The following is a 24,702-nucleotide window of genomic DNA, read 5'->3' as shown; positions in this document are numbered from 1 at the left end:
ACCATCTCGAGCGCGGTCTGTTCAGGGGCGGGTCGCTTCAACATGACCCAGTGAATCAAAAACCCCCGGCAAATGCCAGGGGTTTGTCAGCAGTCTGAAGCGGCCGCGAGCGATCGCGGCCGCTTTTTTGTTACGCCTCGGACTTATTAGCCGCTCCCGACTGATGAAAGCGGGGATGATTTTTGCAAAACCGATTTTTGGACGTGAAAAACCCGCGAAGATTGCTATATTCAGGGAAATTGCGGTGAAACGGTTCCGTTAGCCCGAGGCTGCCGGACCGTTTTCTTTTTGTACCCATCGACAAGGCTTTCCCCGAAACGCGGGGGTGGCAGCAGGAAAGGTCAGGCATCATGAACAAGGTCCCGATGACAGGCGAGGGGTTCGCGTCATTGAAGGAAGAGCTGCGCTGGCGCCAGCAGGAAGAGCGGCCGCGCATCATCGAGGCCATCTCCGAGGCGCGCTCGCATGGCGACCTGTCCGAAAATGCCGAATATCATGCCGCCAAAGAGGCGCAGAGCCTCAATGAGGGTCGCGTCAACGAGCTTGAAGATTATATCGCGCGCGCCGAGGTGATCGACGTCAGCAAGCTTAGCGGCGACAAGATAAAGTTCGGCGCCACCGTGGTGCTGGTCGACGAGGACACTGAGGAAAAGAAGACCTACCGGATCGTCGGCGACCAGGAAGCGGACGTGAAGTCCGGCCGCATCTCGATCTCCTCGCCGATCGCCCGCGCGCTCATCGGCAAGGAAGTCGGCGACGCCATCGAGGTCAATGCGCCTGGCGGTGCCAGGGGGTATGAGATCGTCCAGGTGCAGTTCATTTAGACAAGGTCACCGTTTTACGGAAACGGCGAACCGCTCTAACTCCTTAGTTTGAGATAATTCCCAGGGGAAAGCGCAAAGCGCTTTTCCCGAGAAAACCGTTGCACACTTTCCTGGAATTGCTCTGCTGCCGTTGCAGCACAGTTCATCGTCTCACAGAAACGCCGAACCACTCTGTCCCATACCAGCCTGGGGTCAGAACTTCTTGCCCAGATTGACCAGGAAACCATTGTCGGTGTCGCCATCGCTGCCGAACAGGCCGCGATATTCCAGCCGCACGGCAAAGTCCTGGACCGTCTGCACATTGACACCGAGGCCGAGCATGAAGCGGTCCTTTCCCATCCCATCGATGGTGGTGTGATAGAAAGGTCCGCCGAACATGTCCGCATAGTTCATCGTGATCGCGCTGTCGCCCTGGAAGTCGTGCTGGTACTCCAGCCTCAATTGCGGCGAAACCACCCCGAAGCTGACCGGGACCTTGTAGTTGAGCGTCATGCCGAGATTGCCCGTGGTGGTGCTGATGTCCTGCTCGCCATAGTGCAGGGCCGATGACGGATCGCCATTTTCGGTGAATTCGTCCAGGGTCGCACGTGCCACGTCGAGACGGGCATAAGGCGAAATCTGCCACTGTTCGATCTCGAACTTCTTGCCGGCTGAAACCGAGGCGAACCACTGGCCACCGTCCCGTTCGCCGGTGGCAAAGCCGCCACCGGATGTCAGATAGCGCTGCGAATCGAATGAAAGCCACTGATATCCGACCAGACCGTCGATGAAGTAGTCCTGGCCGGGATGATAGCTGGCATAGAGGCCCGCCGTGTAGGCCTCACCCTTGCTGCGGCTGCCGTTGTCACCGATGTCGCTGACATCGCGGCCGTAACCCATGCCAAGACCGATCGCAAAAGCACGGCTGAGGCGATAGTCGATACCGGCGCTGAGGCCGGTGGTCTCGAACTTGTAGCCATCTTCGCCGTCACGCTCGCCGATATTGATCGAACCGCCGGTCCATATGGTCACCTTGCTGTGGCCGAAGCTGCCGGAGCCGAAGCTTCCGGGCGTGCCCGATGTAGCGGTGTCGTCGAGAGACGATTTGAAGGGCCAGTTGGGGTCAGACGCCTGACTGCGCCCACAAGATTCTCCCTTTGCTGCCCGCTCCTGGTCACCGCAGGTGCTGTCGAACGAGAGCACTATGCCTTGGACAAAGGCCAGACTGTCGACCGGTTCCTGACCATCGCCGCTGTCATGAAGACCTTCCAGACGCTGCTGGAAATTGCCGATCTGCGAAGTGGCAAAACGACGTGTCGCGGCGGTCTCGGCGTTGAGGATGCCCATGACCTCGCTGTCCAGCGTCGGATCGGGGCGCTCCACGACCTCGATGGTGATCGCCGTCACCGCCGACGTTGCATAAGCATTGCTCAAGGTGAAGGTCACCGTGGCCGTGCCCTGGTATGTCGCTGTCGGGGTGAAGGTGAGTTGGAACCCGTTCAGCACCGTCGTTCCCGATGAAGGGGGAGGCACCAAAACAAGGCTTGCAGTGGTAAACGGCCCGCCAACAGCGTCCTTGGTCAGGTCGACCACCACTGCCTTGCCCGACACTGTCGTGACGTGCTGCGCGACAGGGACGGGCACAGGCCTGACGTTGATCGTGACGGCGGCGGGCGCCGAGGTTCCACCTGGTCCGGTCGCCGTGTACTGCAGCGTATCCGACCCGTTGAAGGACGCTGCCGGCGTGTAGACGATGTCGGTGCCGCTGACCGTCGCGGTGCCGTGCGCTGGCGCGGTGGCGACCGCAACAGAGGTGATGGTCCCGGTATCGTTGTCCGTGACGTGGATGGTCACGGGCTGCCCTTCAAGGGTTTCGGCAGTCTCCGGGTTGGCAACCGGCGGGTTGTTGCCGATCACAAGCGTATAGTTTGCCGTGCCGGTGAAACCAAGATTGTCTGTCGCCGTGACGGTGATGTTGAACGAGCCGACAACCTTCGGTGTGCCCGAAAGCGTTCCCGTCGAAGAAAGTGTTATCCCGGTCGGCAGCGCGCCTGTCGTCACCGCAAAACTGTAAGGGCTGGTGCCCCCGCTGGCTGTGAGTGTCTGGCTGTAAGCAACGTCATATTGACCGGCAGGGAGGCTGGCTGGTGCCAGCGCTATGGTCGGCGCTGCAACCACCAGCGTATAGGCCTGGGACCCACTGGCCGCCGTGCCCGCCGTGCTGTCGGTCGCCGTCACAGTGAAGTTGAAGGTGCCGGCAACAGTCGGCGTTCCAGCGATTGCGCCGCCCGCGATGGTTACGCCTGCCGGCAGTCCGCCCGCGGTGAGCGCATAGGTATAGGGGCCGTTGCCGCCGCTCGCCGTGAGCGGCTGGCTGTAGGCAATTCCGGCCGTGCCGCCTGGGATGCTGGTGGGCGATATGGTCAGGGCCGGCACGTCGACCGTCAAGCTATAGACATGGGTCCCTGTCTGGCCGTTAGCATCGCTTGCCTGGACCGTGAGCGAAAAAGTTCCGGATTGGGTAGGCGTGCCCGAGAAAGTACCCGCCGAATTGAACGACATACCGACCGGCAGCGCACCGGAGGTCAACGAGAACGTATAGGGCGCGACACCTCCGGATGCTGTGACCGTGGCAGAGTAGGGCGAAGCAGCCGTGGCATTAGCCAGCGTCGCAGGGCTGACAACGACGGTGGGCGGCCCGACCACCAATGCGTAGGACGCCGCGACTGTAAAAGGCGCTCCGGTGCCGGTGCTGCTGTCTTGTGCCTGGAGCGTGAAGTTGTAGGTGCCGGGTGCCGTGGCCGTTCCGGAGAGCAGCCCAGCCGAATTGAACGAGATGCCTGGGGGAAGGGCGCCGGCGGTGATGCTGAAGCTGTACGGACCTGTGCCGCCCGACGCAGAGAACTGCTGGCTGAACGGCGCACCATAGGGGACGGGAATAGATCCCGGCGCCGGCGCTACGACAAGCGTTGGCGCAGCGACGGCGAGCGTGAAGGGCTGTGAAATCGCGAAGGGGCCATTTCCGGTGCTGCTGTCGGATCCTGTGACACTGAGGATGAAGCTGCCCGCCGCACTCGGCGTTCCGGAAACAGTCACGCTGTTGGCTGTTGTCCCTGTCTGGGATAGGCCTGCCGGCAAGCCGCTCACCGACAGCGTGTATGGCGCCGCACCACCGGATGCGGTGAAGGTCTGTGTGTAGGCAACGCCGACTTGCGCGGTCAAAGCCCCGGATGCCGCGACCACGATCGTCGGATTGCTGACCGTGATGGTGACGGTCGCCGGTGCGGACGTTCCGGCCGTATTCGTTGCTGTGTAGGTGAACGAGTCTGGACCGGCAAAGCCGGCAGTGGGTGTGTAGGTTATCGATGTGCCGCTGGCTACTGCCGTGCCGTGGGCAGCCGGAGTGGCGACCGCGACCGATGTCGGCGTGCCGGCTGTGATGTTGAGCGTGATCGGATTGGCGCTGCTGTTGTAGGCGACCGTGGCCGACACCGCGTTGGCGACCGGCGGAATGTCGAGGACGGTTATGCTGTAGGCGCGGGGTGCACTCGAATAGGGGCCGGTCCCCGTGCTGCTGTCGGTCGCGGTGACAGAGAAGTTGTAAGTTCCCTCCGCGGTCGGCGTTCCTGACAACGCACCCGCGCTGGACAGCGACAGGCCTGGCGGAAGGGCGCCGGCCGTCAATGCATATGCGTAGGGCGCGGTGCCACCGGTCGCAGGATTGAGCGCGGCGGAATAGGCCGTGCTGATCGTGCCGTCGGCAAGTGTGGCTGCCGGCAACGCGATGGTTGGAGCGGCAACGGTCATTGCGTAGGCCCGTGTACCGCTGAATGGCCCCGGCGCGGTGCTGCTATCGGTTGCCTGGACGGTGAAATTGAACGTTCCGCCGGCGGTCGGCGTGCCGGAAAGCACGCCCGCCGCCGACAGCGTCATCCCGGCGGGAAGCGCACCCGCGCTGATGATGAAAGTATAGGGGCCTGTTCCACCGCTGCCAGAAATGGTCGTGCTGTAGGCCGATCCGACCGCGGCGCCACCAGGCAGAGTGGCCGGATTGACGTCGATGGTCGGCGCGGCATTGATGACGACGGTTATGTCCTGGGTGACGAGCCAGACGCCCCCGGTCGAGATCGTTGTGCTGTCCTGCGACTTGACCTTGAATGTGACGGTGCCCTGAGCGCTCGGCGTTCCGGAAATCAGGCCGCTGGAAGACAAGCTCAATCCTGCCGGCAGGGGGCCATTCTCGACACTGTAAGTATAGGGCGCTGTGCCGCCGCTGGTGCTGAGTTGCTGGCTGTATGCAAAGCCTACGGCGCCTGCGGGCGGGTTGGTCGGTGAAACGACCAGGGTGGGTCCGGTGACAGTGAAACTGTAGCTTTTATCGGTCGTCAAAGGCGTGCCGGCCGTGGAATCCACCACATGCACGGTGTAGCTGTAAGGGCCCGAGCCCGTTGGCGTGCCGGAAATCCTGCCGTCTGTTGCAAGGCTAAGCCCCGGCGGCAAGCTGCCGCCGCCCGGCGTATAGGTATACGGTCCCACACCACCGCTAGAGGAAAGTGTCTGGTCGTAGAAAACGCCGACTGCCGGTGTCGGCAGGCTTGCGGGGGTGACGGTGATGGGCGAACTGGCAGGCAAGACGGTCACATTGACCGTGACGACGCCCCCAGACGCATCTTCAAAGGTGAAACTGTCCGACAGGGCGCCGTCGCCATTGTTGACATAGGTCAGAAGCCCGGCATCTGCATTGTCGATGGTGACGGTACCGTGCGCGGGCTGTACCACATAGTCCTGCGAATTTGTTCCGAAAGAGTCGCATGACGACGCGTCGATCTGGTGGGAACCGCCGGATGCCACGGTAAACGTTATCGGGGCGGGGCAGCCCAAGGATGGCGCCGCCTGCGCCCTGGATGGCGCCAAGGCAGCCATGCCAACAAGCGCAAGCATGGCAACCCATAGCAGGAACCTGCTGGCAAGCGCGTCCGAACGCCCGGCGCAATACTTTACAGTCCGATCCAATGCACGCCCCCATGCCGACAGTCGATACGCTTTAGTACCGAAGCGAAAAATATCGACCAATCAAATCTTTAATCTTCCCAGAATCCGGGTGCGATCACCTTCGTCGGATTCGAATGCAAAGTAAATCATACAGTCTTCACCATGTCTACCTCGAGTGTAAGACTCCTCTTGCAGAATCCATGGTTTATGAGCAATGATGAATTCAACAAGATAGCTGTCTAATATTAGGGGATGCTAATGGCGGAATTTTTTCTCGGCCAGATCATGATGACGGGGTTCGGGTTCGCGCAAAAGGGCTTCGCCTTTTGCAACGGCTCGCTAATCGCCATCGCTCAGAACCAGGCACTGTTTTCGCTGCTGGGGACCACCTATGGCGGCAATGGTACCACGACCTTCGGCCTGCCCAATCTGCAGAGCCGCACCCCGGTCGGATTTGGTCCATCCGCCGATCCGAACTGGAACCCATCGCCCTATCAGTGGGGTGAAACGGGCGGCGTTGAAAACGTCACGCTGCTGTCTCAGCAACTGCCGGTCCACAACCATGTGGGTAACGCGACCACGGCCGCGGGTGCGGCGCGCAATCCCAGCAGTGCGCTCTATGGGACCACCACAAACGCCATCTATGCCGCACCGAATGGTCGCGTGGTTCCCCTGGCGCCTCCCACCGTCACCTATGTCGGCGGCAACCAGTCGCACCCGAACATACAACCTTACGAGACCATCAACTACAACATCGCGATGAGCGGGATTTTTCCGTCACGCAGTTGACGCCGCCAGCAACCACCCAGTCCATTGCACGCCAAAATCACTGCCCGGAGGAGGTCCATCGATGAGCACGCCCTTTGTCGGAGAGATCCGGATGTTCGGTTTTTCGCGTGTGCCGAACGGCTGGTTCGCTTGCGACGGGAGCCTGTATCCCATCTCGGAATATGAGGTGTTGTTTACACTGATCGGCACAACCTATGGCGGCGATGGCCAGTCTACGTTCGCCGTGCCCAGTCTTTCCAGTCGTGTGCCCATCCATCAGGGCACCGGGCCGGGCCTTTCGAGCTATGTCCTGGGCCAGGCGGCCGGCAGCGAGAACGTCACACTGCTCCCCCAGCAGATGCCGCAGCACAATCATTCGATGACCGCGACCCCGGCGAGCGCCGATGGCAAATCGGTCAACACGACGGTCGAACTTGGTGCCGTCTCAAACGACACCATGTATGTAACCGACATTACCGGCGCGACGCCTTATGTCACCGCCCCACAATCGACCCAGACTGTCGGCGGGAACTCGCCGCATGACAACACAATGCCGACGCTCACAGTGCAGTTCTGCATTGCATGGGCGGGAATTTTCCCATCGCAGGGCTGAGCCCCGCGCCTGGGAATTTTTATGGAAACCGGTTCGCCATCCAGATCGCAAGGACACTCCAATGACTGAGCCCTTCCTCGGTGAGATACAAGTCTTCGGCTTCAACTTTGCACCGCTCGGGTGGGCGTCCTGCAATGGCGCCGTTATTCCGATCCAGCAAAATTCGGCGCTGTTCTCGCTGCTTGGCGTCAATTTCGGCGGCAATGGCACGACCACCTTTCAGTTGCCCAATTTTGCCAACCGCGCCGGCTGCAACCAGGGCAACGGTCCCGGGGTTTCAAGCCGCACCATCGGTGAGACATTCGGTGCAAACAGCGAGACGCTGACGGTTGCCGAAATGCCGGGGCACATGCATCAGTTCACGATATACAATCAGCCGGATCTGGCCAAGAAAACGGGCTCTCCTTCCGCCGGCAATTCATTGACACCGCCGGGAAGCACCAGTCCTTTTGTGGCCAATGCGCAGCCGAACGCGCAATTCCCGCCAACCATGCTCGGCCCGACCGGGAGCAGTCAGCCGCATGAGAATCGTCAGCCTTATCTCGCACTGAATTACAGTATAGCGATGGCGGGGGTCTATCCGTCCTTCGGTTGATGATACCCATCGAAGCAGAAAGGTTGCCGGCATTTCCAGCCGGTGAAAAGTCACGGTTGATTTTTTCGCGCGTTGCATCCCGCCGCGCGACGCTTACGGACATTCCGTTTCTGCGACGGCTTTACTGGTCATTCCGTATGGAGGAAATGGAACCCGTGCCGTGGCTGCAGGAGATGAAGCGGGCCTTCATCGACCGGCAATTTGATCTCCAGCACCGCCACTATGTCACGGTATTTTCAAATGCCGATTTCCTGATCGTGCAAGACAAGCGTAAGCAGATCGGACGGCTCTATGTCGATTCCACCGCCCAGCGTTGGCACATCATCGATATCGGGTTCCTACCTGAATGGCGCAATCGCGGCCGAGGGCTCGCCATGCTGAAGGCAATTCAACGCCAGGCGCAAAGCTGTTCGGCATCAAGCGTTTTCCTGCATGTTGAGCGGCGCAACATTCGTGCGCAGGCTCTCTACCGCCGCCTTCATTTTCACGAAGTCGATGCTACCGATACTCATATCGGGATGCAGTGGTCTACGGCCTGATCGCTCCGACTGGCTCTTCTTCAACCAGGCCTGTGGCCTCAATTGAAGACCGCCTGATAAACGATCCCTTCCTTGTCCCTGGCGACAGGGACAAGGAATATCTCGAGGTTGCCGAGAGTTGCGTTTTTCAACTTATAGAGTTTTTGCGGCAGCACGATCGGTGAGCCGCTTCGGAACATCAAGGAAAAGGGCGATCGACGCATTCCTGGAAACCCACTTTCAGGCAGTGGTCTGGCCTCCGACAGCGTCAGCGCCATCGAACTCTGCCCCATGTCGATGTCGAACGCACTGCCTACACAGCTGGCGAAGTGTTCCAGTGTCACAAGCCCCATAAGCTCATTGTCCTCAAATCGCACGCGATCCGGTCGATCACGCTCGGGTGTGCTAGTCTCTGATAGCGCGCGGTCCCGGCTGTTAATATCGCCCTGCCGCACCATACGAAAGACTTGGTGAATTTTTCAATACAGGCGAGACTTTGGATCGAAGCACTTGCGGTCGACTGTGTGCGAAAGCAGCATCCGCCAATATCGATTTCTAAACGAGCTGACAGATTGAGCCGATGCGCTTGATCGTGCGACGCAGTGTGAAAGGCCCTATGCCGGGGCTTTAAGCGCCAAAAGCCTTTGCGCCTCGACCACCACCTCCGCCGGCGTCACACTTTCCCCAGGCGCTGCCAAAAGCGTCGACGCATAGGGCCCGCGCGGACCGGTGAGACCGGGCTCGGTTGCCAGGAACACCGCGACCGTCGGCAGTCCGAAAGCGCTGGCGAGGTGGGTCAGCCCGGTGTCGGCGCCGATGACCAGCGTCGAGCGGCCGATATATGCGGCAACTTCGGCCAGTGGTGATTTCGGCACCACGATCGTTGATGGAACGGCTTTCGCGATCGCTTCAGCCACGGCCTTCTCCCGCTCGTTCGACCATGTGGTGACCGGCGCCATGCCGCGATCCACAATGAGGCGGGCGGTTTCGATCCAGTCATGGACGGGCCATTTCTTGTCTTCGCGGCTGGTGCCGTGCAGCAGGAAGGCGATTTTCCCGGAAATGCCGGCCAGAGTGCCGGCAGGCGGCACGATGCCGGAGTCCAGCGTCGAAAGGTCGGGCTGATAGCCGAGCGCCAGGCCGAACAGCCGCCGCGTCCGCTCGATGGCGTGCAGGTCGCGGGGCACGGCATAGGTGACGTCGTAGAACAGCGTCGCCGAGGGCTCGCGCGCGCTGGAGCGGTCGAAGCCGGCAATGGGGGCGCCTGCCTGTCTTGCCACCAGGGCCGATTTCAACAGGCCTTGCGCGTCGATGACAAGGTCGTAGCGGCAATCGCGCAAGGTGCGGCGCAAGGCGGCCGCCTCGCGCCATGTGCCGCCGTCGAGCAGCGCCTTGCGCCAGCGCCGGATCGCCACAGTGTGGATGCTGTAGATCGCCGGGTGCAGCGCGACGATGCCGGCGAATGCCTCTTCGACGCACCAGTCGAAGGTTATGTCCGGCAGCTGGCGGCGGGCGTCCTCGACGGCGGGAAAGGTGTGGATGACATCGCCCATCGACGATGTCTTGACGATCAGCACCTTCATGCCGCGGCCGGAATTTCCAGCAGCCGGTCCGCTGCCGCCGCGACCTGGCCGACTTCAAGCGTCTTCAGGCAGTTGAGGTGGCCGAGCGGGCAGACCTTCTGATGGCAGGGCGAGCAGGACAGGCCGAGCCAGACCAGTTCCCGATGCTCGGCCAGCGGCGGCGTGTTCTCGGGCGAGGTCGAGCCATAGACGGCTACGATCGGTGTGCCGACTCCCGCCGCGACATGCATCAGCCCGCTGTCATTGGACACCGCCAGCCTCGCGGCTGATATCAGGTCGATGGCGTCCTCCAGCCGCGTCTGCCCGGCGAGGTCGACAACGCCAGGGGCAAGGGCTGCGATCTCCGCCGTCACGTCGCGGTCGTTCTTTGAGCCGAACAGTGCGACCTTCAAGCCTTTGTCCATGAGATAGCGGGCAAGCCCGGCATAGCTTTCGCTCGGCCAGCGCTTGGCCGGGCCGAATTCGGCGCCAGGCATAAGTGCCACGAATTTCTGGGGCGCCAGCCCGAAGCGGTCGAGCAGGGCGACCTGGTTTTTCGTGTCCACGCTCAGCCGGGGCGCCCGGAAGCTGCCGCCCTGGGCGAGGCCGAAATAGGCCTGCGCGGTGCGTCGTTTGACGCTGTCGGGCAGCGGCACGATATAGGTCAACAGGCCATAGCGCATCTCGCGCAGATTGCCGACACGGCGCGGAATGCGGGCAAAGAACGGGATCAATGCCGACTTCCAACTGCCCGGCAGGATGTAGGCCATGTCGTAGCGGCCGCGCAGCAGGCGGCCGAAGCGGCGGCGATGGGTGAATTCGAGCGCGCCGGGTTTGAGCGGAAAGTCGATCTGCTGGCGGATTTCGGGCATGCGCTTGACCAGCGGCGCGGCCCATGCCGGCGCCAGCACATCGATGGCTGCGTTGGGATGCAACTCCTTCAGCGCCGAGAACAGGCACTGCGCCATCACCATGTCGCCCACCCAGCGTGGGCCGATCACGAGGATCGTTGGGCTTTCAGCCATTCGACATAGTCTCTGACACCGGTTTCCACTGTCCGGAATTGGCCATTGTAACCGGCCGCGCGCAAACGGGACATATCAGCTTGCGTAAAGCTCTGGTAGCTGCCCTTGAGGTGGTCGGGGAATTCGATGAACTCGATCTCGCCCTTGCCTAGCGTGTCGATCACCGTTTCTGCGATGGCGCGGAAGGGCTGGGCGCGGCCGGTGCCGCAATTGAAGATGCCGCTTGAGCCCCGTTTCCACAGCCACAGATTGACGTCGGCGACATCGCCGACATGGATGAAGTCGCGGCTCTGTTCGCCAGGTCCGAACCCGCCATAGGCGCCGAACAGTTTCGGGTTTTCGCCCCGATCGACCTGGTTGAACAGATGGAAGGCGACCGAGGCCATGGCGCCCTTGTGCGCTTCGCGCGGGCCATAGACGTTGAAGTAGCGCAGGCCCGCGACCTGCGAATGGTCGGTGTCGAAGACGATGCGCCTGACATAGTCGTCGAACAGTTTCTTCGAATAGGCATAGACGTTGAGCGGCCGCTCGAGCGCCGGGTCCTCGCGAAACTCCGAGCCGCCGCCATAGACGGAAGCCGAGGAGGCGTAGAGGAAGGGCACGCGCAGCGCCTGGCTTGCATGCAGCAGCCGCTTGGAGAAGCCGTAATTCACCTCCATCATGAACTTGCCGTTCCACTCGGTGGTGGTCGAGCAGGCGCCCTGGTGGAAGACGGCCTCGATGCGGCCGAGCGAGCCGGCCTCCATGCGAGGCAGGAAATCGTCCTTGTCGAGATAGTCGGCGACCTGCAAGTCGGCGAGATTGGCGATCTTGTGGCCGTCTGTGAGGTCGTCGACGACGAGGATGTCGTCATGGCCTTCGGCATTCAGCGCGGCGACGATATTGGAGCCGATCATGCCGGCGCCGCCCGTGACGATGATCATGTTGTTGGCCCTGATACGCGTTTCACTTGCCGATTCCGGCCCTTATAAGGGAGGCAGGGTGGGCTGTCGATAAAGCAGGCAACGGAGCGGATGTCACAGTGGCGCCGCAAAGCTTCCGCTTCAGTCGGTTCGTGCCGCCCGGCATGATCGTGAGGGACAAAGAAAAGAAATGCCGTCGACCGAACTGCTGCTGGCGTTTTTCGCCACCACGGCGATCTTCGCCTACATTCCCGGCCCGGCGATGCTTTACGCCGCCGCGCAGACGATGGCGCGCGGCCGCTGGTCCGGGCTGACGGCGGCACTTGGCATCCATCTGGGCGGCTATGTGCATGTTTTCGCCGCCGCCGCCGGCCTGTCGGTGCTGTTTCACGCCGTGCCGACGCTCTACATGGCGGTCAAGCTGGTCGGCGCGCTCTACCTGATCTGGCTCGGCGTCTCGCTGTTTCGCAAGCGCGTGGATGGCGATACGGCGCTGCCCGCGATCGAGCGGAAATCGGCACGACGTGCCTTTTTCGAGAGCATCACCGTCGAGGTGCTCAATCCGAAGACGGCGATCTTCTTCATGGCATTCCTGCCGCAGTTCATCGATGTGTCGGCGGCGTTTCCAGTCTGGCTGCAATTCGTCGTGCTGGGCACAACAGTCAATCTGATGTTCTCTTCGGCCGATGTCGTCTGCGTGTTCCTGGCGGGTGCGGTTATCGGCCGCTTGCGGCGTTCGAGCCGCGTACTGCGGCTGATGCAGCGGGCCGGCGGCGCGGTCCTGGTTGGGCTCGGGGTCCATGTCGCCTTGCAGAAGAGCTGACCGACCGGCCTTCGCGGTCATGCCCTGCCGTTGCACTGCATGGATTTGCGGTATATCGGCTTTCGCCATGAACGATCTGGGCCATGAACTGTCCGGCCTGTCTGACGATGATGACCAGCAAGATTGAAATCGGCCTTTTCCATGCGTTGCCAATGACATGATCAAGCACAATCCGCCTTCCCCCGAACCCCTGCATCGCGCCATTGCGCGGTTCGGCCAGGCCACCGTGCTGGTGGTCGGCGACTTCATCCTCGACCGTTTCGTCTACGGCGTCATCGAGCGGATCTCGCCGGAAGCGCCGATCCCGGTGCTGCACGGGCGCGGCGAGACCTCGACGATGGGCGGCGCCGGCAATGTCGTGGCCAACATCGTTTCGCTCGGGGCCACCGCCGTTCCCGTCTCGGTCATCGGCACCGATGTAGCGGGCGACAGCCTGGTGCGGATGCTCGGCGAGCTTGGCGTCGACACGGCTGGCCTGACACAGGATCGCGGCCGCATGACCTCGTCGAAGAGCCGCTTCAGCGCGCTCAACCAGCAGGTGCTGCGCTTCGACGAGGAGGAAATCAAGCCGCTGGGTGCCGCGGAGCGCGCCGGCCTGATCCGGCATTTCCGCGAGGCACTGCCGCGCGCCGACATCGTCATCCTGTCCGATTACGGCAAGGGCATCCTGCTCGACGGCGTCGCTGCTGATCTGATCGGCATCTGCCGCGAGGCGGGAAAACCGGTTCTGGTCGACCCGAAGGGCCGCGACTATGCGCGCTATGCCAGGGCGACCGCCATCACCCCCAACCGCAAGGAACTCGGCGAGGCCGTAGGCCACCCGGTGTTCGCCGATGACGAGATCGTGGCTGCAGCGCGCCAGTTGATTTCTGCACACGGCTTCGACTTCGTCGTCGCGACGCGTAGCGAAAAGGGCATGAGCGTGGTCGGCCCGACCGAGGCACGCCACATCGCCACCCAGGCGCGCGAAGTGTTCGACGTTTCGGGCGCCGGCGACACGGTCATCGCCAGCTTCGCGCTGGCACTGGCCGTAGGCGCTGATACCGTCATGGCGGCCTCGATCGCCAATGCCGCCGGCGGCGTCGTGGTGGGCAAGCGCGGCACCGCGCGGCTGACGGTCGAGGAACTCACCGGCGCACTGTTCCGCTCACACGGACCGACCGCCCACAAGGATGCCATCCTCGATGCCACATCGGCCGCACGCATGGTCGCGGCGTGGAAGGAAGAAGGCTTGAGCGTCGGCTTCACCAATGGCTGTTTCGACATCCTGCATGCCGGCCATGTCAGCCTCTTGCACGCGGCGCGCAGCCAGTGCGACCGGCTGGTGCTCGGCCTCAACAGCGATGCCTCTGTGCGGCGCCTCAAGGGCGTTGGCCGTCCGGTCAACGACCAGCACGACCGCGCCTGCGTGCTCGCGGCGCTCGCCTCGGTCGATGCGGTCGTGGTGTTCGAAGAGGACACGCCGCTGGCGCTGATCGAAGCTCTGCTGCCCGACATACTGGTCAAGGGGGCCGACTACACGGTCGACACCGTGGTCGGCGCCGATGTGGTGCAGAAGGCCGGCGGGCGCGTCGTGCTGGTCGATCTCGTCGCCGGCAAGAGCACCACCAACACCATTGGCAAATTGCGCGCCGGCGGCACCACAAACTGAGGGTTTCATGTCCGACTTGAACGATTACCTGGTCCGCTCGGCGGCTGCCATATCAGCCATGGTCGAGCGCGACCTCACCAGCGAGATGGAGCGGGCGGCGAGCGCTGTCGTGACGGCGCTTTCGTCGGGGAAAGCCTTGCTGATCGCTGGCAATGGCGGCTCGGCCAGCGACGCCATCCATATTGCCGGCGAACTGGTCGGCCGCTTCCTCAAGGAGCGCAAGGCCTACAACGTCATCGCGCTGCCGGCTAACGCCGCCGTGCTGACCGCCTGGGGCAATGATTATGGCTTCGATACGGTGTTTTCGCGCCAGGTCGAGGCGCATGGCGCGGCCGGCGGCGTGCTTCTGGCAATCTCGACCAGCGGCAATTCGCCGAGCATTCTCGCCGCCGCCGAACAGGCGCGGATGATGGACATGACGGTGATCAGCCTGACCGGCGACACCGGCGGCAAGCTGAAGCCGCTGTCCGACATCCTGCTCAATGTGCCGTCGACCTCAACGCCGATCATCCAGCAGGGGCATCTGTGCCTCTATCATTATCTGTGCGAGGTGGTCGAAGCGCGTCTCAGCAATGGCTGATTCCACGACGTCCGGTCCCTATCCGCTGGCGGAGCCCGGCCTATGGGTCGAACGAATAGGCTCGACGGTGTTTCCCCCCGGCGCGCCGGCGCTGTTCCTCGACCGCGACGGCACTATCAACGTCGATACCGGTTATCCCGACGATCCAGCCGAAATGGTGCTGTGCGCGGATATCGCCGCGGCGATCACTGCCGCCAACCGCGCCGGCCTTCCCGTCATCATCGTCACCAACCAGTCGGGCATCGCGCGCGGCTATTGCGGCTGGGGCGATTTCGCCGCGGTCAACGGCCGCGTGCTCGACCTGTTGCGCGCCGACAATGCGTTCGTGGATATGGTCGTCGCCTGCGCCTATCACGAAGCGGGCTCCGGCGCGCTTGCGGTTGCCGATCATCCGATGCGCAAGCCCAATCCGGGTATGCTGCTTGAGGCGGCCAAGCGCCTCGGGCTCGATCTGCAGCGTTCGCTGATCGTTGGTGACAAGAAGGCCGACATGGAGGCGGGACAGCGTGCCGGCCTCTCGCTGGGCTGGCTGGTCGACGGGCAAGCGGCTGTTCAATCGGGCTTCACGGTCAGGCCCTGGCGCGAGCGCGAGGATTTCGAAGGTCTGCTCGCAGCAATAGCGGCACTTGGCGCCGTGTCGGGCGAGCAGTGACGGCTCACACCGGATCGATGTCTCGCGAGGCTTCATAAAGCTTGGCCTCGGTGGCGAACGAATACACCATCACCATCATCGAATAGACGAAGCCGTGCCGGCCACACAGGAAGTAGCGCTTGGCCAGGTAGAATTTCAGGAAGTTGCCGAGCGGCGACAGCACCAGTTTTACCAGGCCAGGCTTCTTGCCCCTCTCGACCAGGGTGGCAACCTTGAGGCTGGAGTAGGTGTTGGCCCTGGCCAGGTCCTCCGCGATGGTCATTTCGCGACGGTGCAGCAGCACGCCGTTTTCAATCGTGCCGGTTTCGCCCGGCACCTCGAACGATTCATGGACCCGCAAGTTGAGGTCCATGGTGGCCTTGTCCCGGCGGAAAAGGCGCAGCAGCCTGTTGTGCAGCACCCAGCGGTGCGCATAGCCATAGCCTTTCAGTTTGTCGCGGCGCCTTATGTACCATCCGTCGAAGCCGACATTGCGAGACTGCGTCACGTCCATGATCGACTGCCTGAGCAGATCGTCGATGGCCTCATCGGCTTCAATTGAAAGGCACCATGGCTGCGTGGCCTGATCGAGGGCGAATTGCCGCTGACGGGGAAAACCCGGCCAGTCGTTGTGAAACAGCCTTATCGGGTAGCCCTTGGCGGTGAACTCCTGGACGACGTCCAGGGTGCTGTCCGTCGAGCCTGAATCGACGACGATGATCTCGGCGCAGAAGTCGACGCTTTCCAGGCACTGGCCGATCATGTCGGCTTCGTTCATGCAGATGACCAGCGCCGAAACCGGGCTAGCAAATCGAGTCATGGTCCCACCCCAAGGCACACTGTTCTCGGAATTGCGCTGCTTCGCCCCATCTGTTTTTGCGCAATCCCCAAGGGAAAGCGCTATGCGCTTTTCCCAGGAAAACCGTTACACACTTTTTTCGGAATTGCTTTAGGAAACCAACACGACGGGTCACGGCACAACGATCCGGCTTCTACACGACAGCCTATCGAATGCCAAAGCGGCCCTGATATGGCGAAGTCCGCAACCCGCGTCCGCCAGGTCCGACGCGGCGCTGACGTTCAACCGGCTCAAGGCTGTGCGAACGAGACCAGCCCTTCATCCTTGACCCGACGGATGGTGAGCGCGGTGCGCACCGTGTCGACATTCGGGGTCGAGGTCAGCTCCTCGATGACGAAGGTCTGGAAGGCGCCGAGGTCGCTCGCCACGCAATGCAGCAGGAAATCGGATTCGCCCGACACCATCCAGGCGTCGCGCACGATCGGCCAGCCGCGGGTGCGTTCGGCAAAGGTGCGCAGCTCGGCGTCGGCCTGGTGATGCAGGCCGATCAGGCAGAAGGCGACGACATCGAGGCCGAGCGCCGGTGCATTGAGCAAAGCGCGGTAGCCGCGGATGATGCCGGCTTCCTCCAGCCGCTTGACGCGGCGCAGGCATGGCGGCGCCGAAATGCCGACGCGGTTCGACAATTCGACATTGGTCATGCGGCCGTCGCCCTGCAGTTCGCGCAGAATCTTCCAGTCGATAGCGTCGAGGTCGGCCTTGAGCGGCATGAGGGCTCTCGAGAAGTCAGGGGCCACGCGCAAGAATCTTGCGTGATTTTGTAATTAAACGACTTCGCTGTCCATTCCATCCCTCGCCCGGAATATTTCGCAGGATCAAGCGGCAACAGGGTGCGACAAAGCTTTCCGGGGACGAACGCCAACTTGCCTTGCTGGCGTCGTGGGCAACACTTACATTACGCGCGACAACGATCGAGTTTTCCATGCCGCAATTGCCGGCAGCCCTCCGCAGAGGCTTTAGATGACCACCAAGCACGCGCCCGTTCTCATCATCGGTTCCGGCCCGGCCGGCTATACGGCGGCGGTCTACGCCGCTCGCGCCATGCTGAAGCCGATGCTGGTCGCCGGCCTGCAGCAGGGCGGTCAGCTGATGATCACCACCGATGTCGAGAACTATCCCGGCTTCGCCGACCCGATCCAGGGTCCGTGGCTGATGGAGCAGATGCTGAAGCAGGCCGAGCATGTCGGCACCGACATCATCAACGACATCATCACCGAGGTCGATCTCAACGTGCGGCCGTTCCGCGCCAAGGGCGATTCGGGCACCACCTATACCGCCGACGCACTGATCATCGCCACCGGCGCGCAAGCGAAATGGCTGGGCATTCCGACCGAACAGACCTTCATGGGCTTTGGCGTCTCGGCCTGCGCCACCTGCGACGGCTTCTTTTACCGCGGCAAGGATGTCGCGGTGATCGGCGGCGGCAATTCGGCGGTGGAAGAGGCGCTCTATCTGTCGAACCTCGCCAAGAGCGTGACGGTCATCCATCGGCGCAACGATTTCCGCGCCGAGCGCATCCTGCGCGAGCGGTTGCTGAAGAAGGACAACGTCCGCGTCATCTGGGACACGATCGTCGACGAGATCACCGGCCGACCCGGCAAGACGCCGCTGCCGCCCTCGGTCGAAGGTCTGAAGCTGCGCAACGCGGTAACCGGCGAGGAAACGCATCTGAAGATCGACGGCGTGTTCGTCGCGATCGGCCATGCGCCGGCGGTCGAACTGTTCGCCGGCAAGCTGAAGCAGAAGCCGAACGGCTATCTGTGGACGGCGCCGGATTCGACCCGCACCGACGTGCCCGGCGTGTTCGCGGCCGGCGATGTGACCGACGACATCTATCGCCAGGCGGTGACGGCGGCGGGGCTCGGCTGCATGGCCGCACTCGAGGCGGAGAAGTATCTGGCCGGCATCGAAGTGCACCGCGAAGCGGCCGAGTAGAGAGTTCAGAGAGCGGCTTAGAAACGCCGTGTAAAAGCCTGATTTTTCATTCAGACGCCAAAACGGAACGAGGGGTATCATGGCGTTGGACTGGGACAAGCTACGCGTGTTTCACGCTGCGGCGGAGGCGGGGTCGTTTACCCACGCGGCCGAGACATTGCATCTGTCGCAATCGGCGATCTCGCGACAGGTTAGCGCGCTTGAACATGATGTCGGCGTGCCGCTGTTCAACCGCCACGCCCGCGGGCTGGTGCTGACCGAGCAGGGCGAAATGCTGTTTCGCACGGCGCATGACGTGCTGATGAAGCTCGAGACCATCAAGTCACGTTTGACCGAGACCAAGGACCGCCCCTCCGGCGTGCTCCGGGTGACGACGACGGTCGGCCTGGGCGCCGGCTGGTTGACCGAGCGGGTGCAGGAATTCATCGAGCTCTATCCCGAAATCAGCCTGCAGCTGATCCTCGCCAACGAGGAACTCGACCTCACCATGCGCCAGGCCGATTGCGCCATCCGGCTGCGCCAGCCGCAGCAACCGGACCTGATCCAGCGCCGCCTGTTCACCGTGCATTTCCACCTCTACGCGGCTCCATCCTATGTCGCCAAGCATGGCAAGCCGGCTTCGGTCGCCGAGCTGAAGAGCCATCGCATAGTCACCTTCGGCGTGCCAGTACCGTCGCATCTGTCGGAGCTGAACTGGCTGGAAACGGTCGGCGATTTCGAGGGCGGACAAAGGGTGCCGACGCTGCAGATCAACGACATCTTGTCGATCAAGCGCGCGGTGCAGGGCGGCGCCGGCATCGCCATGCTGCCCGACTATGTGATCAGCAAGGACTCCGATCTGGTGCAATTGCTGCCGGAAACCGAGGTGCCGTCCTTCGACACCTATTTCGCCTATCCCGACGCGATGAAGAACCAGGCCAAGCTGCACGTGTTCCGCGATTTCATCATTGCCAAGGCCCGAAGCTGGTCCTTCTGAGGGGCATATCGATATTCAGGTGATGCCGACCTGCGAACGAGGGCTTTCTGCGCTTCCGGTACCCACGGACCCAAATGTCCGCTCCGTTCCGGTTCTCGGAATCCCCCGCTCTCGGCTCGGCCTGACCTGAATCTCAGCATGCCCCATGTGGCGCTGCTTCGACCTGAATCAGCCCCGCCAGGGCGTCAGGCGAGGCAGCCAGCCGGGCACGTTGCGGCGGTAGGTCTCGTATTCGGCGCCGTAGCGGTGGGCCAATGTCGGCTCTTCGTAGAACTGCACGAAGGAGCCCATGGCAATCGCGCCGATGACGGCATAGGCGACCAGCGTCCAGCTCGAGAACAGCAGCGCTTGGCCGAGGATGATCGACAGCACGGCGACATACATCGGATTGCGGACATGGCGGTAGATACCGCCGATCACCAGCCGCTCGGTCGGGGCGACCGGGGCGGGCGTGCCGAGGCCCTCAAGCGCAAAGCGGCCGAAGGCATGCAGCAGCACAGCGATCGCGGCGACGATCAGGAGCCCGCCAACGCGGACAAAGCCCGGCAGGCTTGACCACGGCAAGCCCCAGCGGTCGGTCAACAGCCAGGGCACCAGCCCGGCGACCACGCAGGGTGCCGCAATGAAGAAGGCCGCACTGCCGGCGATCGCCGAAAATGTCCGCATTGGCTGCTTCCCCCCAGATTGCCTTAGAAATGAACGCCTGCTGCCCGCTTCCACGTCATGACGCGGTTTTGGCAATTTGGGGCAAAAACCGGCGGCGATTGGCGATTCTCTAGTGACAATCGCCCGGCCAGCGCTCCATTTTGGCGATTCTGCTGGTCCTACTGGCTCCTGGAATGGGTTAGACCACAGCCTGCGTCTTTTTGCATGCGTGTGTTGCAAAATAGATGCTTGTTTCTTGGGCATGATGAGCACATATATAGTTCATCTCCTGGGCGCGTTCTCCTCCCATTAGCGCCCTCGAGTGTTCCCCTCTGGAGGTTAGCCTTAACAGGCACTTCCAATCAAACTCAGCCGGATCTTCGTTGATCCGGCTTTTTTGTTGCCTGTACCCTGCTGGGTCGGCCAAAAATTCCATCACAATTGCCACGTAACAGTGACATGTAACCTCTGGTAACATATCGCGGACGCCCGCGACCTGCTATGTACACCATAGGACGCGGTGTGGTTCGAACGGGAGATGGGGGCATCACTCGTACGGCCCGGGCTCAGGCGGCTACCGCGTCCGAACCGCTTCTTCCGCCGAAGTTCGGCGGCATCAAATGCGGCGGACCTGCCGTTTTACCTCCCAAGGAAACGGTCCGCGAACAAAACGACGCCCGGCCCCCGCCGGGCGTCGTTTTCTTTTTGCCCCTCGAATCGAGGTTCGAGGGGCGAGTGACGGTGCTATGGGTCAGGCAGCCTTGCCGTCGCTGTTCATCGCCTCGTCGGCCAGACGGCCGGTGAGTTCGGCCATGTGGTCGAAGACGGCACGGTAGCTGGCGACGCCCGCGGTCGCCGAGCGCAACTCGATGATGAGGTCGCCGATCTCGGCTTGCGGCATGGTTGCCTCGACGACATCCCAGCCCGGCCAGTCAGGCCGCGCGTCATAGCCGAGGATCTGGCCGCGCCGCTGCGGGATGAGCGCGATGATCTTCGAGGTGGCGTCGGACGGCGTGACGATCTCGACCTTCATCACCGGCTCCAAAAGCACCGGCGAGCAAGCGGCCATGCCTTCCTTCATGGCCAGCCTGGCCGCCATCTGGAAGGCCATGTCGGAGGAATCGACCGCATGGTAGGAGCCGTCGGACAGGTTGACGGCGACATCGACGACGGGAAAGCCGAGCGGCCCGGACTTCAGATAATCGCGCACGCCGGTTTCGACCGACTGGATATAGGTCTTCGGCACGACGCCACCAGTGATGGTGTCGGTGAACTGGAAGCCGGAGCCGCGCGGCAGCGGCTTGATCTCGATCACCACGTCGCCGAACTGGCCATGGCCGCCGGACTGTTTCTTGTGACGGCCGCGCTGCTGCGCCGGTTTGCGGATCGTCTCGCGATAGGGCACCGCCGGCGCATGGCCTTCGACCGGTATCTGGTTCTTGCCTTCCAGCCGCTCGCGCACGACACGCAGATGCATCTCGCCATGGCCCGACAGTACGGTTTCGGCCGAGTCCTGGTTGTGGCGCAGGCTGAGCGAGGGATCTTCCTCGGCCAACCGTTGGATGGCGGCCGACATCTTCACTTCGTCCTTGCGCTCCTTGGGGCGCAGCGCGAAGGCGAAGACCGGTTGCGGTGGCTCGAACTGGAACAGCTGTTTGGCGCCGCCCTTGGCCGAGCTCAGCGTCTGGCCGGTCTTGACCTCATCCAGCTTGCCCAGCGCCACCGTGTCGCCGGCCTTGGCGATGGTGAGCTTGGACTGGTCCTTGCCGAGCATCCTGTAGATGCCGGAGACCTTGGCCGTGTCGCCGCCGGGGAGCCAAAGTTCGGAGCCGTCGACGACCTGACCGGAGAGGACGCGCGACACCGACAGCTTGCCGCCATGCGGCGTGTGGATGGTCTTCATCACCTGGACCACGGTCGCCGCGCCGTCGGGTGCGCCGAGCCGCTTGCGGGTTGCCTCGATGTCCGGCGCGTCGTGGCGGATCGCCTTCAGGAGGCGCAGCACGCCGTTGCCTTTCTCGGCGGTGCCGATCAGCACCGGCGTCACCGCGCCGTCGCGCAGATCGGCGGCGAGATCGTCGAAGATCGCGTCCTTGGGTGGCTCGATCTCCTCGAGCAGCTGTTCCATCAGCTGGTCGTCATGGTCGGCCAGCGTTTCCAGCATGGAGAAGCGCGCCTCCAGCTCGCGCGCCTTGTCGTCGTCGGGTATCTGAGCCACCTCGCTTTCGGCATATTCGCGATAGATGTAGGCACGCTCCAGCGCCAGATCGATCGAGCCGATGACGACGCCATCCTTGCGCAGCGGAATCTGGCGCAACAGCAACGGCACGGCGCTGGCCGGCTGCAGCATCTTCAGCGTGTCGCGCACACCAGCGATTGCCTTGTCGACCTTGTTGAGGAACAGGATGCGCGGCACGGCGAGATCGTCGAGCTTGCGCATGATCAACTGCAGGGCAGGGATCTTCTTTTCGTCGGCCTCGGCTACGACGACCGCGAGGTCGCAGGCGGCCAGCACCGGCTCGGCCTCGAAGGAAAATTCGATGGAGCCGGGACAGTCGACGAAGGTGATCTGCTCGCCCATGAATTCGGTGGTGGCGATTGTCGCCTCGACGCTCATGCCGTGGGCGCGCGCCTCGGGCGAATGATCCGAAACTGTGTTGCCTGATGAAACGGGATTTTGTCGGGGAATTGAGCCCGTACGGGCCAATATGGCTTCGAGAAGTGTCGTCTTACCGCTTGCAAAGGGACCGACTATGGCAATGCATTTCGGTCCCGTGCGTCGTCCTCCGGCGCGAGTACCCATGACTGACCTCCACTCAGGCGTTTCCCGTAGGACCGACTGCATGCATGGTTCAGGCGTGGTCAATCGGTCCTGAGCGGCGGCCGGCCTGTTCGACCGTCGCGGGCGGGGTTCTTTTCAAGTGCCACCTGCCCAAATCCATCGTCCCACTTGTTTGCCGGCAGGGCAAGAAAAATAGAAATCCGCCGTCTCGTCGCCATGCGATAGCCAGATGCTGGCTTAGCGGCTTGGGGGCTGTTGCACGTTGGCCGATATCAGCCGAAACTGGGACGGGCAGTTTGTCGCCCTATCCGCTTCCGTTTCTGGGACCATCGACCATGAAGATCATTGCCTGCGGCAGCGTGCCGACCATCGTAGCACCGGAAAAATACTTCACCGGCCGCGTGCTGCAGACGCCCATCATCGAGAAAGAGGCTCCGGCGCGGTTGCGAGCCACACTGGTCAGCTTCGAGCCGGGCGCGCGCACCCACTGGCACACGCACCCGCTCGGCCAGACGCTCTATGTTACTGCGGGCGCCGGGCTTGCTCAGACATGGGGGCAACCGGTCCAGCAGATCAGGGCCGGCGACGTCATCTCGTTCGCGCCCGGTGAAAAACACTGGCATGGCGCGGCGCCGAAATCGGCGATGACGCATATCGCCATGCAGGAGGCAATCGATGGCGTCCATGCCGATTGGCTGGAAGCGGTCAGCGATGAGCAGTATGGCGACTGATGTTATCTGAGCCGATAGGAAAAACCCGGCGTCGAGCCGGGTTTTCACTGATTGTGATGGCCGTGCGCCTGATCAGGTCAACGATGCCGTAAAGCGCTGGATGCGCGTGCAGGCCTCCTCCAGCAGCGTCTCCGAGGTGGCGTAGGAGATGCGGAAGTTGGGGCCAAGGCCGAAAGCCGAGCCGAACACCACCGCGACACCCTCGGCCTCGAGCAGCTCCGAGCAGAAGGTTTCGTCGGTGTCGATCAGCTTGCCGGCCTTGGTCTTCTTGCCGATCAACTGGGCGCAGGAGGGATAGACATAGAAGGCGCCTTCCGGCGATGGACACGTAATGCCGCGCGCCTGGTTTAGCATCGACACGACAAGGTCGCGCCTCCCTTGAAAGATCGCCTTGTTCCTGGCGATGAAGTCCTGCGGGCCGTTAAGCGCCTCGACGGAAGCCCATTGCGCGATGGTGCAGGCGCCTGATGTCTGCTGGCCCTGGATCATGTCCATCGCCTTGATCAACTGGACGGGACCGGCGGCATAGCCGATGCGCCAGCCGGTCATGGCATAGGCTTTCGACACGCCGTTCATGGTCAGCGTGCGCTCGTAGAGCTTCGGCTCGACCTCGGCGATGGTCTTGAAGACGAAATCGCCATAGGTCAGGTGCTCGTACATGTCGTCAGTCAGCGTCCAGACATGCGGATGCTTCAACAGCACGTCGGCCAGAGCGCGCAGTTCGGCCTCGGTGTAGGCGGCGCCCGACGGGTTCGACGGCGAGTTCATCAGCAGCCATTTGGTCTTCGGCGTGATCGCCTTTTCCAGCACGGAAGCGGTCAGCTTGAAGCCGTTGTCGATCGAGGTGTCGGCAAACACCGAGGTGCCGCCGCAGATCGCCACCATCTCGGGATAGCTGACCCAATAGGGGCGGGGGATGACGACCTCGTCGCCGCGGTTCAGCGTTGCCATGAAAGCGTTGAACAGGATCTGCTTGCCGCCAGTGCCGACGATGGTCTGCTCGGGCTTGTAGTCAAGATTGTTCTCTCGCTTGAATTTCTTCGCGATCGCCTCGCGCAGCGGCACGATGCCCGAAACCGGAGGATATTTGGTTTCGCCACGGCGGATCGCCTCGATTGCCGCATTCTTGATGTTGTCGGGCGTGTCGAAATCCGGTTCCCCGGCGCCGAGGCCGATAATGTCACGGCCGGCATTTTTCAGCTCGCGCGCTTTCTGCGTCACCGCGATGGTGGCGGAAGGCTTCACGCGGGAAAGAGCGTCGGCAAGAAAGGCCATGACCAGATATCTCCAAACTAGGTCGGCGCGGGCCGG

Annotated in this window: 22 protein-coding genes; 12 read left to right on the top strand and 10 right to left on the bottom strand. The window is 62.4% G+C overall.

Features of this window, described 5'->3' with window-relative positions:
• The first annotated feature begins 350 nt into the window (after positions 1-350).
• Complete coding sequence (gene greA / locus ASD99_RS22360; RefSeq protein ID WP_013530066.1) at positions 351-824, top strand: transcription elongation factor GreA; 474 nt, start codon at positions 351-353, stop codon at positions 822-824.
• A 192-nt stretch (positions 825-1,016) separates the two neighbouring features.
• On the opposite strand, the gene ASD99_RS22355 is transcribed toward greA, so the two are convergent.
• Complete coding sequence (locus tag ASD99_RS22355) at positions 1,017-5,582, bottom strand: putative Ig domain-containing protein (protein ID WP_162256719.1); 4,566 nt, start codon at positions 5,580-5,582, stop codon at positions 1,017-1,019.
• Positions 5,583-6,053: 471 nt separating this feature from the next.
• On the opposite strand from ASD99_RS22355, the gene ASD99_RS22350 reads away from it, so the two are divergent.
• From ASD99_RS22350 to ASD99_RS22335, 4 genes are all read left to right on the top strand, one after another.
• A complete protein-coding gene (locus ASD99_RS22350) occupies positions 6,054-6,584 on the top strand; it encodes a phage tail protein (RefSeq protein ID WP_057144890.1) in 531 nt (176 codons plus the stop codon).
• A gap of 61 nt (positions 6,585-6,645) precedes the next feature.
• Positions 6,646-7,176: a phage tail protein gene (locus tag ASD99_RS22345; protein ID WP_057144889.1), complete on the top strand. Its 531-nt coding sequence runs from the start codon at positions 6,646-6,648 to the stop codon at positions 7,174-7,176.
• A gap of 61 nt (positions 7,177-7,237) precedes the next feature.
• Positions 7,238-7,771, top strand: a complete 534-nt coding sequence (locus tag ASD99_RS22340; RefSeq protein WP_057144888.1) for a phage tail protein — start codon at positions 7,238-7,240, stop codon at positions 7,769-7,771.
• A gap of 23 nt (positions 7,772-7,794) precedes the next feature.
• Positions 7,795-8,310: a GNAT family N-acetyltransferase gene (locus tag ASD99_RS22335; protein WP_162256718.1), complete on the top strand. Its 516-nt coding sequence runs from the start codon at positions 7,795-7,797 to the stop codon at positions 8,308-8,310.
• Positions 8,311-8,348: 38 nt separating this feature from the next.
• On the opposite strand, the gene ASD99_RS22330 is transcribed toward ASD99_RS22335, so the two are convergent.
• The 4 genes from ASD99_RS22330 to rfaD all read right to left on the bottom strand — a co-directional run bounded on the left by ASD99_RS22330 (position 8,349) and on the right by rfaD (position 11,799).
• Positions 8,349-8,642: a DUF6916 family protein gene (locus ASD99_RS22330; protein ID WP_057144940.1), complete on the bottom strand. Its 294-nt coding sequence runs from the start codon at positions 8,640-8,642 to the stop codon at positions 8,349-8,351.
• Positions 8,643-8,903: 261 nt separating this feature from the next.
• Positions 8,904-9,872, bottom strand: coding sequence for a lipopolysaccharide heptosyltransferase I (waaC, locus tag ASD99_RS22325; protein ID WP_057144886.1), 969 nt, complete (start codon positions 9,870-9,872; stop codon positions 8,904-8,906).
• Positions 9,869-10,876: a lipopolysaccharide heptosyltransferase II gene (waaF, locus tag ASD99_RS22320; protein WP_057144885.1), complete on the bottom strand. Its 1,008-nt coding sequence runs from the start codon at positions 10,874-10,876 to the stop codon at positions 9,869-9,871. The genes waaC and waaF overlap by 4 nt, the downstream gene beginning before the upstream one ends.
• Positions 10,849-11,799, bottom strand: a complete 951-nt coding sequence (gene rfaD, locus ASD99_RS22315) for an ADP-glyceromanno-heptose 6-epimerase (protein WP_057144884.1) — start codon at positions 11,797-11,799, stop codon at positions 10,849-10,851. Before rfaD ends, waaF begins: the two co-directional genes overlap by 28 nt.
• A gap of 169 nt (positions 11,800-11,968) precedes the next feature.
• Between rfaD and ASD99_RS22310 the strand changes: the two genes are divergently transcribed.
• The 4 genes from ASD99_RS22310 to ASD99_RS22295 all read left to right on the top strand — a co-directional run bounded on the left by ASD99_RS22310 (position 11,969) and on the right by ASD99_RS22295 (position 15,484).
• Positions 11,969-12,601 carry a LysE family translocator gene (locus tag ASD99_RS22310; protein WP_057144883.1) on the top strand — a complete coding sequence of 211 codons (633 nt, stop codon included), beginning with the start codon at positions 11,969-11,971 and terminating at the stop codon, positions 12,599-12,601.
• A 157-nt stretch (positions 12,602-12,758) separates the two neighbouring features.
• On the top strand, positions 12,759-14,252 hold the full coding sequence (gene rfaE1 / locus ASD99_RS22305; protein ID WP_057144882.1) for a D-glycero-beta-D-manno-heptose-7-phosphate kinase: 1,494 nt from the start codon (positions 12,759-12,761) through the stop codon (positions 14,250-14,252).
• 7 nt (positions 14,253-14,259) lie between these two features.
• Positions 14,260-14,832, top strand: coding sequence for an SIS domain-containing protein (locus ASD99_RS22300; RefSeq protein WP_057144881.1), 573 nt, complete (start codon positions 14,260-14,262; stop codon positions 14,830-14,832).
• A complete protein-coding gene (locus ASD99_RS22295; protein ID WP_056595433.1) occupies positions 14,825-15,484 on the top strand; it encodes an HAD-IIIA family hydrolase in 660 nt (219 codons plus the stop codon). The genes ASD99_RS22300 and ASD99_RS22295 overlap by 8 nt, the downstream gene beginning before the upstream one ends.
• Before the next feature lie 4 nt (positions 15,485-15,488).
• On the opposite strand, the gene ASD99_RS22290 is transcribed toward ASD99_RS22295, so the two are convergent.
• Both ASD99_RS22290 and ASD99_RS22285 read right to left on the bottom strand, forming a co-directional pair.
• Positions 15,489-16,283 carry a glycosyltransferase family 2 protein gene (locus ASD99_RS22290; RefSeq protein WP_057144880.1) on the bottom strand — a complete coding sequence of 265 codons (795 nt, stop codon included), beginning with the start codon at positions 16,281-16,283 and terminating at the stop codon, positions 15,489-15,491.
• A gap of 269 nt (positions 16,284-16,552) precedes the next feature.
• Complete coding sequence (locus tag ASD99_RS22285; RefSeq protein ID WP_057144879.1) at positions 16,553-17,032, bottom strand: Lrp/AsnC family transcriptional regulator; 480 nt, start codon at positions 17,030-17,032, stop codon at positions 16,553-16,555.
• Between the two features lie 250 nt (positions 17,033-17,282).
• On the opposite strand from ASD99_RS22285, the gene trxB reads away from it, so the two are divergent.
• Together trxB and ASD99_RS22275 are read left to right on the top strand one after the other, a co-directional pair.
• On the top strand, positions 17,283-18,257 hold the full coding sequence (trxB, locus tag ASD99_RS22280) for a thioredoxin-disulfide reductase (protein WP_056595425.1): 975 nt from the start codon (positions 17,283-17,285) through the stop codon (positions 18,255-18,257).
• Positions 18,258-18,336: 79 nt separating this feature from the next.
• Positions 18,337-19,233, top strand: a complete 897-nt coding sequence (locus ASD99_RS22275; RefSeq protein WP_056595422.1) for a LysR family transcriptional regulator — start codon at positions 18,337-18,339, stop codon at positions 19,231-19,233.
• A 168-nt stretch (positions 19,234-19,401) separates the two neighbouring features.
• Here ASD99_RS22275 and ASD99_RS22270 read toward each other — a convergent pair whose 3' ends face one another.
• Both ASD99_RS22270 and ASD99_RS22265 read right to left on the bottom strand, forming a co-directional pair.
• Positions 19,402-19,899, bottom strand: coding sequence for a methyltransferase family protein (locus ASD99_RS22270; protein WP_057144878.1), 498 nt, complete (start codon positions 19,897-19,899; stop codon positions 19,402-19,404).
• Between the two features lie 730 nt (positions 19,900-20,629).
• Complete coding sequence (locus ASD99_RS22265; protein ID WP_057144877.1) at positions 20,630-22,681, bottom strand: elongation factor G; 2,052 nt, start codon at positions 22,679-22,681, stop codon at positions 20,630-20,632.
• Positions 22,682-22,995: 314 nt separating this feature from the next.
• Between ASD99_RS22265 and ASD99_RS22260 the strand changes: the two genes are divergently transcribed.
• The gene (locus tag ASD99_RS22260; RefSeq protein ID WP_057144939.1) at positions 22,996-23,391 is read left to right on the top strand and encodes a cupin domain-containing protein; all 396 of its coding nucleotides are present in this window, start codon (positions 22,996-22,998) and stop codon (positions 23,389-23,391) included.
• Positions 23,392-23,463: 72 nt separating this feature from the next.
• Here ASD99_RS22260 and ASD99_RS22255 read toward each other — a convergent pair whose 3' ends face one another.
• The gene (locus ASD99_RS22255) at positions 23,464-24,666 is read right to left on the bottom strand and encodes a pyridoxal phosphate-dependent aminotransferase (protein ID WP_057144876.1); all 1,203 of its coding nucleotides are present in this window, start codon (positions 24,664-24,666) and stop codon (positions 23,464-23,466) included.
• Between the last annotated feature and the right edge of the window lie 36 nt (positions 24,667-24,702).

It is taken from the genome of Mesorhizobium sp. Root695, assembly GCF_001428185.1.
Classification (GTDB): Bacteria; Pseudomonadota; Alphaproteobacteria; order Rhizobiales; family Rhizobiaceae; genus Mesorhizobium.
Note: the sequence above shows the minus strand (reverse complement) of the source record. Positions and strands in the feature narration are given on the sequence as shown.